Source organism: Amphibacillus xylanus NBRC 15112 (assembly GCF_000307165.1).
Classification (GTDB): domain Bacteria; phylum Bacillota; class Bacilli; order Bacillales; family Amphibacillaceae; genus Amphibacillus; species Amphibacillus xylanus.
Window position 1 is genome coordinate 2,559,819 of sequence record NC_018704.1, and the last position, 9,668, is coordinate 2,569,486.

A 9,668-nucleotide genomic window follows, 5' to 3' on the forward strand; every position below is an offset into this window, starting at 1 on the left:
CTAATTAATTAAATATTAATCTAATAATTCTACTATTCGATTTAAATCATCTTGATTAAAAAATTCAATTTCAATCTTACCTTTGTTTTTCCCTTGAACAATTTTCACACCTGTACCTAATCGTTCTCTTAGTTTGTCTTCAAATTGCACAATAAAAACATCTTTTTTCGTTCTTGATTTAGAGGGTCTGCTTTTCGTTTCATTTAATTGATGAACGAGTTGCTCAACCTGTCTAACATTCAATTTTTCCTTTGTAATTTTAGCAATTACATCTTTGATTTTTGCTTTATTTTTCAAACTTAACAACGCTCGACCATGACCCATTGATAATTCGCCACTATTTAACATTGCAATTGCCTGTGTAGGTAGTTGTAGTAATCTTACGTGGTTTGCAATATGTGGACGGCTTTTTCCAAGTTTTTTAGATAATTCTTCTTGAGTAAGCTGATATGACTTCATTAAATTAACATAAGCCTGTGCTTCTTCTACTGGAGTGAGATTTTCTCGTTGTAAGTTCTCAAGTAAAGCAAGTTCCATCATTTTTTGGTCATTTAACTCTTTAACAATGACAGGAATTTTTTCTAAATTTGCTTCTTTTGCTGCACGATAACGTCTTTCACCAGCAATAATCTCATAACCTTTTATTACTTTCCGTACGAGTAATGGTTGAATTATACCATATTCAATAATTGAATTTTTTAATTCTTCAATCGCTTCTACTTGAAATGATTTTCTCGGTTGATATGGATTTGGTCGTAATTCTGTAATATCAAGTTCGATAATTTGATTAGCGTCATCTTCTTGCGTATCTAACTCAGGAAAAAATGCATTAATTCCCTTACCTAACCCTCTCGCCACTTCCCATCACTTCCTTTGCTAATTCAAGATATACTTCTGCACCTTTAGATTTAGGATCATACGTAATAATTGGTTGACCATGACTAGGAGCTTCACCTAATCGGACGTTTCGAGGAATAATTGAGTTATAAACTTTATCCTGAAAATACTTTTTCACTTCTTCAATCACTTGTATGCCTAAATTTGTTCGGGCATCAAGCATTGTGAGTAATACACCTTCAATTTTCAAATCTTTGTTCAAGTGTTTTTGTACAAGACGGACAGTATTTAATAACTGACTAAGTCCTTCTAACGCATAATATTCACATTGTACTGGTATAATCACGCTATCGGCTGCTGTTAATGAATTCAATGTCAATAAGCCTAATGATGGAGGGCAATCAATAATGATATAGTCATATTTATCAATAGAAGATTCTAGTGCTTTTTTCAATCTAATTTCTCGTGAAATTGTTGGTACTAGTTCTATTTCAGCACCTGCTAATTGAATCGTTGCGGGTATAACATCTAAATTTGGAATATTTGTTGATACACATACGTCCGCTGCTGTTAAATCTTCTATAAGTACATTATAAATACACCGATCAATATCGGCCTTATTAATTCCTAAACCACTAGTGGCGTTCCCCTGTGGATCAATATCTACTAATAACGTTTTATTACCTAGGTGTGCTAGTCCAGCACTTAAATTCACTGCTGAAGTTGTCTTACCTACACCACCCTTTTGGTTGGCTACGGCAATTACTTTTCCCATTATGTCACCTACCTATTTTAAAAACTCTTATTTACATTCTAACATTTTTTCTAACAATATACATCGTTATAAAGTTGTTAATCTCAAATCTATTTAAGTAACTAATAGTTTTTACTAATTTATCAATAAAAAAACGACTGACTCCTGAACATTATACAGTCATCACTCGTTTGAAAAATAACTTATATTATAATAGCTCTACTTTCTGTTCTTAGGAATTTTTATAGTAATTTGATAGTAGTCCTCAAGATCTTCTTCTTCAGTTTCTAACTTAACACCTGCATCTGAAACCATATTTAGTGATTGACGAATTGTATTCATTGCAATTCTCATATCTTTATTAAAACCTTTTAACCTTGGTTTTTTCTTTACTGGTTCTTTTGATAAGATTTTTTTAACACGATCTTCGGTTTGCTTGACGTTTAAGTGTTTATTAATTATTTCATTTAATATTTCAATTTGCTTATCATGTTCTTTTAACGCGATTAATGCACGTGCATGTCGTTCGGTTATTGATTTATTTAAAATAGCATCTTGAATAGCATCCGGTAATTTTAGTAATCTTAGCTTATTAGCAATAGTAGATTGACTTTTACCTAATCTTTGAGCTAATGCTTCTTGTGTTAGTTCATGGATTTTTATTAATTGTTCATATGCTTTTGCTTCTTCAATAACTGTTAGTTCTTCTCTTTGTAAGTTTTCAATTAAGGCCACGGACGCTGTTTCTTTATCATTCATTTGACGAATTAATGCAGGAATCTGCTCCCAACCTAATTGTTTAACAGCTCGGAAACGACGTTCACCAGCTATGATTTCATATTTCTTATCAGCATCTGTCACTTTACGCACAACAATTGGTTGGATCATTCCGTGAGTATGTATTGTCTGAGCAAGTTCATCAATTTTGTCTTGATTAAAGATTGTCCGTGGCTGATAGCGATTCGGTTTAATGTCATGAATCGATAATTCAACAACTTCATCTTGTTTAAATTGCTCTTGTTCAACTGAAGTTTCTTTATCACCCATACCAAACATACGACTAAATGGAGGTAATATAGTAAACACCACCTTTTCTTCAATAATTACTTATTAACTAACATCAAAATGTTTCACGTGAAACATTTTTAATTAGTTACTATTTTTTTGAATAGAGCGACTACTATATACTTCTATTATTCTATCATAAATTCCTTTAATATCATAAAAAATATAAAATTAAACTTTTTTTGCGCGAAACTTAGAAAAAATCCACGTAGCATAATGATGGCTACGTGGATATATTTATTTAATCAAAGGTTCTCGATTAGGTGTGCCTGGTTTCCTTGGATAAGTTTTTGGAGTTGATTTAATTTTATCAATCACAATAATATTACGTTCTCCTTGATCACCAGGTAATTGAATCGTATGCAAATCTTTTGTTTCTCCACCTAATAACTTAATCGCATATTTTGCCTCTTCAAGCTCTACTTCAGCATTAGGTCCTTTTAAAGCGACAAATTTCCCATTTTCCTTGACTAGAGGTAAACATAATTCAGTTAATACTGCCATTTTAGCAACTGCTCGAGCAGTTACAATATCAAAACTTTGTCGAAATCGTTTGTTTCGAGCAAATGTTTCAGCTCGATCATGATAAAATTCAACATTTGTTAATTGTAATTTTTCAGCCAAGTGATTTAAAAATGTGATTCTCTTTTTCAATGAATCGACAATCGTCACATGTAATTGTGGAAAACATATTTTTAGCGGGATGCTTGGGAATCCAGCCCCTGCTCCGACATCGCATATTTTAATTGATTGATTCAAATCAAGATAAAAACTAGCTGTAATAGAGTCGAAAAAGTGTTTTAAATATACCTCAGACTCTTCAGTGATAGCTGTTAAGTTCATTTTTTCATTCCACTCAACTAATGTTTCAAAATATATATGAAACTGATTGATTTGATGTTCTGATAAGTTAATTCCATTTTTACTCAATTCATCAATAAATTGCTCAACCTTCATCTATTCTCAGTCCATTCATCATAAATATTCAGTATCTTACTCTGTTTTTGCTATTTTACCTTGTTCTATATAGACGAGTAAAATTGAAATATCAGCAGGGTTAACACCTGATATCCGTGATGCTTGCCCAACCGATAATGGTCGAACTTGTTTTAATCTCAGTTTTGCTTCTTGTTTTAAGCCAGTAATTGCATCATAATCAATGTTTTCTGGAATTTTTTTATCTTCCATTTTTTTCATTCTGTCTACTTGTTGTAATGACTTATCAATATACCCTTGATATTTAGCTTGAATTTCAATTTGTTCTATTACGTCTCTCGGAATATCTTGGTCTGCTGGTGTAAATTGACTGATTAAGCTATAAGTAACTTCTGGTCTTTTCAGTAATTCCAGCGCTTTAATCGGCTCTTTTAAATGAGTTTCGTTAATTTCTTCCAATGCTTTATTTAATTCATCAGAAGGCTTAATTGTTGCTTTAGCTAATCTCTCTTGCTCTTCTTTAATTAAATTTAGCTTTCGTTTGAAGCTTTCATAACGCTCTTCACTAATTAACCCAATTTTATATCCTATTTCAGTTAATCTTAAATCAGCATTATCATGACGTAACAGTAATCTATACTCAGCTCGTGATGTTAACAAGCGATAAGGCTCGCTAGTTCCTTTAGTAACTAAATCATCGATTAATACGCCAATATAAGCTTGTGAACGATCAAGTATGAGCGGCTCAAGATCTAGTGCATGTGCTGCACCATTGATACCTGCCATGATTCCTTGACCTGCTGCCTCTTCATATCCAGAAGTACCATTAATTTGTCCTGCTGTGAATAATCCACTAATATTTTTCACTTCTAGTGTTGGCCATAATTGAGTCGGAACAACAGTATCATACTCAATGGCATAGCCAGATCGCATTATTTGGGCATTTTCTAATCCTGGAATTGTTCTAACCATTTTTTCCTGAATATCTTCTGGTAATGATGTTGAGAGTCCTTGTACATATACTTCCTCTGTATTAAGGCCTTCTGGCTCTAAAAATATTTGATGACGTGGTTTATCATGAAATCGAACAATTTTATCTTCGATTGATGGACAATATCTTGGGCCAGCCCCTTTAATCATTCCGGAATACATCGATGAAAGTGTAAGGTTATCATCAATAATTTTGTGAGTCATTTCATTTGTATATGTTAACCAACATGGTACCTGATCAATGATTTTGTCTTCAGTTTCATAAGAAAAATGACCGGGATCGTAATCACCAGGTTGTATTTCTGTTTTATTATAATCAATTGACTGTGAATGAACTCTAGGTGGTGTACCTGTTTTAAAGCGAACAAGCTTAAAGCCTAGTTGCTCAAGGTTCTCTGATAGTTTAACTGATGGTCTTTGATTATTTGGACCACTTTGATAAGATATCTCACCAATATTCACAGTTCCGCGCATAAATGTACCTGTTGTAATGATTACAGATTTAGCATAATATGCAGCGCTTGTTTCAGTAATAACCCCTTTACAAACTCCATCTTCGACAATTAGTTGTTCTACCATAGTTTGTCGAATTGTTAAATTATCAAGTTGCTCAAGCTGATGTTTCATTTCTGCTGCGTATAATGCTTTATCTGCTTGAGCTCGTAATGCACGAACAGCAGGACCTTTTCTTGTGTTTAGCATTCGCATTTGAATATATGTTTTATCGATTACTTTACCCATTAAACCGCCAAGTGCATCAACTTCTCTAACAACAATTCCCTTAGCTGGACCCCCAATTGAAGGGTTACATGGCATGTAAGCAATCATATCTAAGTTTAACGTTAGCATTAACGTTTTTGCGCCTCGCTTAGCAGCAGCATTAGCCGCTTCTACTCCAGCATGTCCTGATCCAACTACAATAACGTCATAATGACCAGCATCAAAAACCATTTTACTCACTCCCTTTTTTCCTTATTTACCTAAGCAAAATTGAGAAAACAGTTGATCAATTAAACTATCATGAACTGTATCCCCTACAATTTCCCCTAGAATTCTCCATGCACGTGTGACATCAATTTGAATTAAATCTAACGGCATATCCATGTCGATAGCATTCTGAGCTTCTTCAAGTGCAGTTAAAGCTTGTTTTAATAATTGGATATGTCGGGCATTTGATACGTAAGATACATCAGTACTTTCTAATTGCCCTTCAAAAAACAGCTTCGCAATTGCCTCTTCTAAATCATCAATACCTTGTTCTTCAATTAACGATGTTGAAACAACTGGATGATCCCCTGCTAATTTTTCAACTTCATTCTTATCTAATCGTTCTTCCAAATCGGTTTTATTAATGAGTACAATTAATTCAAGGTCATTTGTTAGTTCAAACAGTTGACGATCTTGATCTGTTAGTGGCTCATTATTATTTAATACAAGCAAGACTAAATCAGCTTCTTTTAAAGCCTGTCTAGATCGCTCAACACCAATTTTTTCAACTAGATCATCAGTTTCTCTTATTCCAGCAGTATCAATTAAACGCAATGGAACACCACGAACATTTACATATTCCTCGATAACATCCCTAGTTGTTCCTGGGATATCTGTAACAATCGCCTTATTCTCTTGAACAAGTGTATTTAATAACGAAGACTTTCCTACGTTGGGACGACCAATGATTGCAGTAGAAATTCCTTCTCTAAGGATCTTCCCTTGTTTAGCCATCGTTAAAAGTCTTTCAATTTCTTGATAAACATCTGTTGTTTTTTCCAATAATACCGATTTAGTCATTTCTTCAACATCATCATACTCTGGATAATCTATATTTACTTCAACATGAGCTACTGTTTCGATTAAATCTTGACGTAACCGTTGAATTAACTTCGACAATTTACCATCCAATTGTTTTAATGCTACATCCATTGCTCTATCAGTTTTAGCACGGATTAAGTCCATCACAGCCTCTGCTTGAGACAAGTCAATTCTTCCATTTAAGAATGCTCGTTTGGTAAATTCACCAGGCTCAGCTAAACGTGCTCCAAGCTCTAAAACTAACTCTAACAATCGATTTACTGAAGCTATACCACCATGACAATTAATTTCTACGACATCTTCTCGTGTAAATGTTTTCGGTGCTTTCATCACACTAACCATTACTTCTTCAATCATATTATTTGTATGTGGGTCAATCATTTTTCCGTAATGAATCGTATGTGAGTTAACCTCATTTAAATCTGATCCGGAAAAAATTTGATTGACAATATTTATAGCATCCTTACCACTTAATCGAACAATACCTATCGCACCCTCACCTAATGGTGTAGATATTGCCGCAATCGTATCAAACTCCATTACATTTCACCCCCATTAATTAAATATCTATCTAAAATAAATTATTTGTTTAGTAATAAATATCACTAACAAGTTAGAGTAACACATTCGAATTAAAAAAGAAATAAAAATATTTTTACTAATTTAAGGGAATATTAAATTTTAATTCACTTCATAGTATCGACAATAATCTATATTTCATAAAAAGTTATTAACAAGTGGATAACTTTTTATCAGTGTTTTTACTAAAAAAAGAAGTCCACAATTGGACTTCTTTTATCAAATTTATTTATTGACAGGTTTAATAACTACAAAACGATTAGGATCAGTACCATCAGAATGTGTCTCTACCTTTGGATTATCTTGTAAAATGCTATGAATGATTTTTCGTTCATAAGATGGCATCGGCTCAAGCGTGACATTGCGACGAATTTTTATTGCTTTATCCGCAAGTCGAGTTGCTAATTGCTGGAGTGTTTCCTCACGTCTTGCACGGTAGCCCTCCGCATCTACAATAACACGATAAAAATCTGATGATTGACGATTTAACATCACTTGAACAAGATGCTGAATAGCATTTAATGTTTGACCACGTTTACCAATTACCATAGCAATTTTCTCACCTGATAAGTTAAACGTAACTTGCTCATCTTTATTAACGACGTCAACATTAATGTCGTCTGCAAAAGAACGTGTAATATCTTCAAGATATTTTTTCGCTAAATCTATTGGATCTTGCTTGATTGATACTTTAACAATTGCACGTTTGGCACCAAAAATACCAAACATACCTTTTTTACCTTCATCAATAATCTCAACTTTAACCTGATCTTTTCTCGCATTAAGTTGCTCTAATGCTGATTGAACCGCATCATCTACAGTTTGTCCAGAAGCAGTTACCTGTTTCACGATTATTTTCCTCCCGCTTGTTGTTGGAATTTAAATGGCTTTCTAATAAAGATTGTTTGGAAAACCATAAACACGTTACCAACTACCCAGTATAAAGATAAAGCTGCTGGGAAATAAAGTGACATAACACCAATCATAATTGGCATCATATACGTCATCATTGACATTTGTGGATTTGCTGCTTGATCTGTTCCTTTCATCATTAACTTCTGTTGAATAAACGTTGCCGCAGCTGCAATGATTGGTAAAATATAATAAGGATCTTTCTCAGCTAAATCAAACCATAAGAATGTCCCTTCTTTTAATCCAGGTGTTCTCATGATCGATTGATACAATGCAATCATAATTGGCATTTGTACAAACATCGGTAAACAACCAGCCATTGGATTAACATTATGCTCTTGGAAAAGCTTCATTTGTTCTTCTCGCAACTTTTCCTGTGTTTTAGCATCTTTAGAACTGTATTTTTCTTGTAATTCTTTAATCTTAGGTTGAATTTGCTGCATAGCTTGCGAACTCTTAAGTTGTTTAATATTTAATGGAACTAATAATGAACGAATCAGGATCGTAACGATAATAATAGCCCATCCGTAGCTTCCACCAAATATACCTGCAACTGTTGTAGTTAGCCATGATAGTGGATAAACAAAGAATGAATTCCAAATACCTTCACTCTCAGCAGTAATAGGTTCATTTATATTTCCACAACCAGCTAACACTAGTACTAATAAAAGTAAGGCCACGACAATTAAGACCTTTTTCTTACGCATAATTTCCCTCCTTGAACTTACATTGATACACATATATGTAAAACTCAATTGCTATTTTACCATGATCCCTACATGAATACTACAAAACTAAAATGAGTATATAAATGAATGAATTTCATAATGACTTAATTGGCTATAAAACACGAACAATTGGGTTACAGGTGACGCGGTGATTTCCACTCTAGGCGGACGCTTTCCGCGGGATCGGCCTCAGCTAATTGATAAAAGCTTTTCAAGCTTTTATCACTGGATCTTCGGACACGATTGTTCCCGCTGGAGTCGCCGCCTGCCGTTCCAATCACTTGATTAGGCTTCTTTATTTACGTATTATATTGTATTTTCATTTGTAATTGTTCGTGTTCTTAACTAGATTTTTGTATTATGAAATTGACTCAAATGATCATTTATTTCAATAACTTAGAATTAAGTAGCACATGAGTTAAACTTTTTTTAATTTGATGAAAATCCATCGACTTCACAGGCTGTCTAGCAATAATAACAATATCAACATCTCTTTTAATATCGTCTTCCATTTCTAGAATAGCTTGTCTTAAATATCTTTTGACTTGATTACGTACTACAGCGTTACCAATCTTTTTAGATACCGATAAACCGACTCTAAAATTAATTTGATCTTTTTTTGGAAGATAATACACTACTAATTGGCGGTTTGCAAATGATTTCCCATTTTTAAATACATTTTGAAATTCATCATTTGATTTTAATCGGTTAATTTTCCGCATAATCTATCCTCCAATACAAACCCTATCTTATCTTTAAATGGAAAAAAGACCACTGAAATAGTGTCAGTGGCCTATGCTGATAATACTCTTCTTCCTTTTTTACGTCGACGTGCTAAAACATTGCGACCATTCTTTGTACTCATACGTTTACGAAATCCGTGAACTTTTTTACGTTGACGGTTTTTCGGTTGAAATGTGCGTTTCATATTATATTACACCCCCTGAGGAATAAAAATCCTACTAAAACAAACCATAACCTAATACATTATAAAGAAAAACGACTGATTCTGTCAACATAAAAGTCATTATTATTTTCTCCTCTTTACTTTTAACAAC

The 9,668-nt window shown here is 33.4% G+C and carries 10 protein-coding genes; all 10 read right to left on the minus strand.

The genetic code is table 11. From position 1 onward, the window contains the following. Positions 1–15 precede the first annotated feature (15 nt). The 10 genes from AXY_RS12070 to rpmH all read right to left on the minus strand — a co-directional run bounded on the left by AXY_RS12070 (position 16) and on the right by rpmH (position 9,538). A complete protein-coding gene (locus AXY_RS12070; protein ID WP_015011112.1) occupies positions 16–858 on the minus strand; it encodes a ParB/RepB/Spo0J family partition protein in 843 nt (280 codons plus the stop codon). Then, on the minus strand, positions 839–1,612 hold the full coding sequence (locus tag AXY_RS12075; protein ID WP_015011113.1) for a ParA family protein: 774 nt from the start codon (positions 1,610–1,612) through the stop codon (positions 839–841). The genes AXY_RS12070 and AXY_RS12075 overlap by 20 nt, the downstream gene beginning before the upstream one ends. A 198-nt stretch (positions 1,613–1,810) precedes the next feature. Continuing rightward, positions 1,811–2,668, minus strand: a complete 858-nt coding sequence (gene noc / locus AXY_RS12080; RefSeq protein ID WP_041450402.1) for a nucleoid occlusion protein — start codon at positions 2,666–2,668, stop codon at positions 1,811–1,813. Positions 2,669–2,893: 225 nt separating this feature from the next. Next, the gene (gene rsmG / locus AXY_RS12085; RefSeq protein ID WP_015011115.1) at positions 2,894–3,613 is read right to left on the minus strand and encodes a 16S rRNA (guanine(527)-N(7))-methyltransferase RsmG; all 720 of its coding nucleotides are present in this window, start codon (positions 3,611–3,613) and stop codon (positions 2,894–2,896) included. Between the two features lie 36 nt (positions 3,614–3,649). Further along, positions 3,650–5,533, minus strand: a complete 1,884-nt coding sequence (gene mnmG / locus AXY_RS12090; RefSeq protein WP_015011116.1) for a tRNA uridine-5-carboxymethylaminomethyl(34) synthesis enzyme MnmG — start codon at positions 5,531–5,533, stop codon at positions 3,650–3,652. A gap of 21 nt (positions 5,534–5,554) precedes the next feature. Continuing rightward, entirely contained in the window at positions 5,555–6,931 is a 1,377-nt protein-coding gene (gene mnmE / locus AXY_RS12095) for a tRNA uridine-5-carboxymethylaminomethyl(34) synthesis GTPase MnmE (RefSeq protein WP_015011117.1), read from the minus strand. Positions 6,932–7,195: 264 nt separating this feature from the next. Next, entirely contained in the window at positions 7,196–7,819 is a 624-nt protein-coding gene (jag, locus tag AXY_RS12100) for an RNA-binding cell elongation regulator Jag/EloR (RefSeq protein WP_015011118.1), read from the minus strand. A gap of 2 nt (positions 7,820–7,821) precedes the next feature. Then, positions 7,822–8,589 carry a membrane protein insertase YidC gene (gene yidC / locus AXY_RS12105; protein ID WP_015011119.1) on the minus strand — a complete coding sequence of 256 codons (768 nt, stop codon included), beginning with the start codon at positions 8,587–8,589 and terminating at the stop codon, positions 7,822–7,824. Between the two features lie 404 nt (positions 8,590–8,993). Continuing rightward, positions 8,994–9,332 (minus strand): ribonuclease P protein component, encoded by a 339-nt coding sequence (gene rnpA / locus AXY_RS12110; protein ID WP_015011120.1) that lies wholly within the window; start codon positions 9,330–9,332, stop codon positions 8,994–8,996. Positions 9,333–9,403: 71 nt separating this feature from the next. Next, positions 9,404–9,538 carry a 50S ribosomal protein L34 gene (gene rpmH, locus AXY_RS12115; protein WP_015011121.1) on the minus strand — a complete coding sequence of 45 codons (135 nt, stop codon included), beginning with the start codon at positions 9,536–9,538 and terminating at the stop codon, positions 9,404–9,406. Positions 9,539–9,668 lie beyond the last annotated feature (130 nt).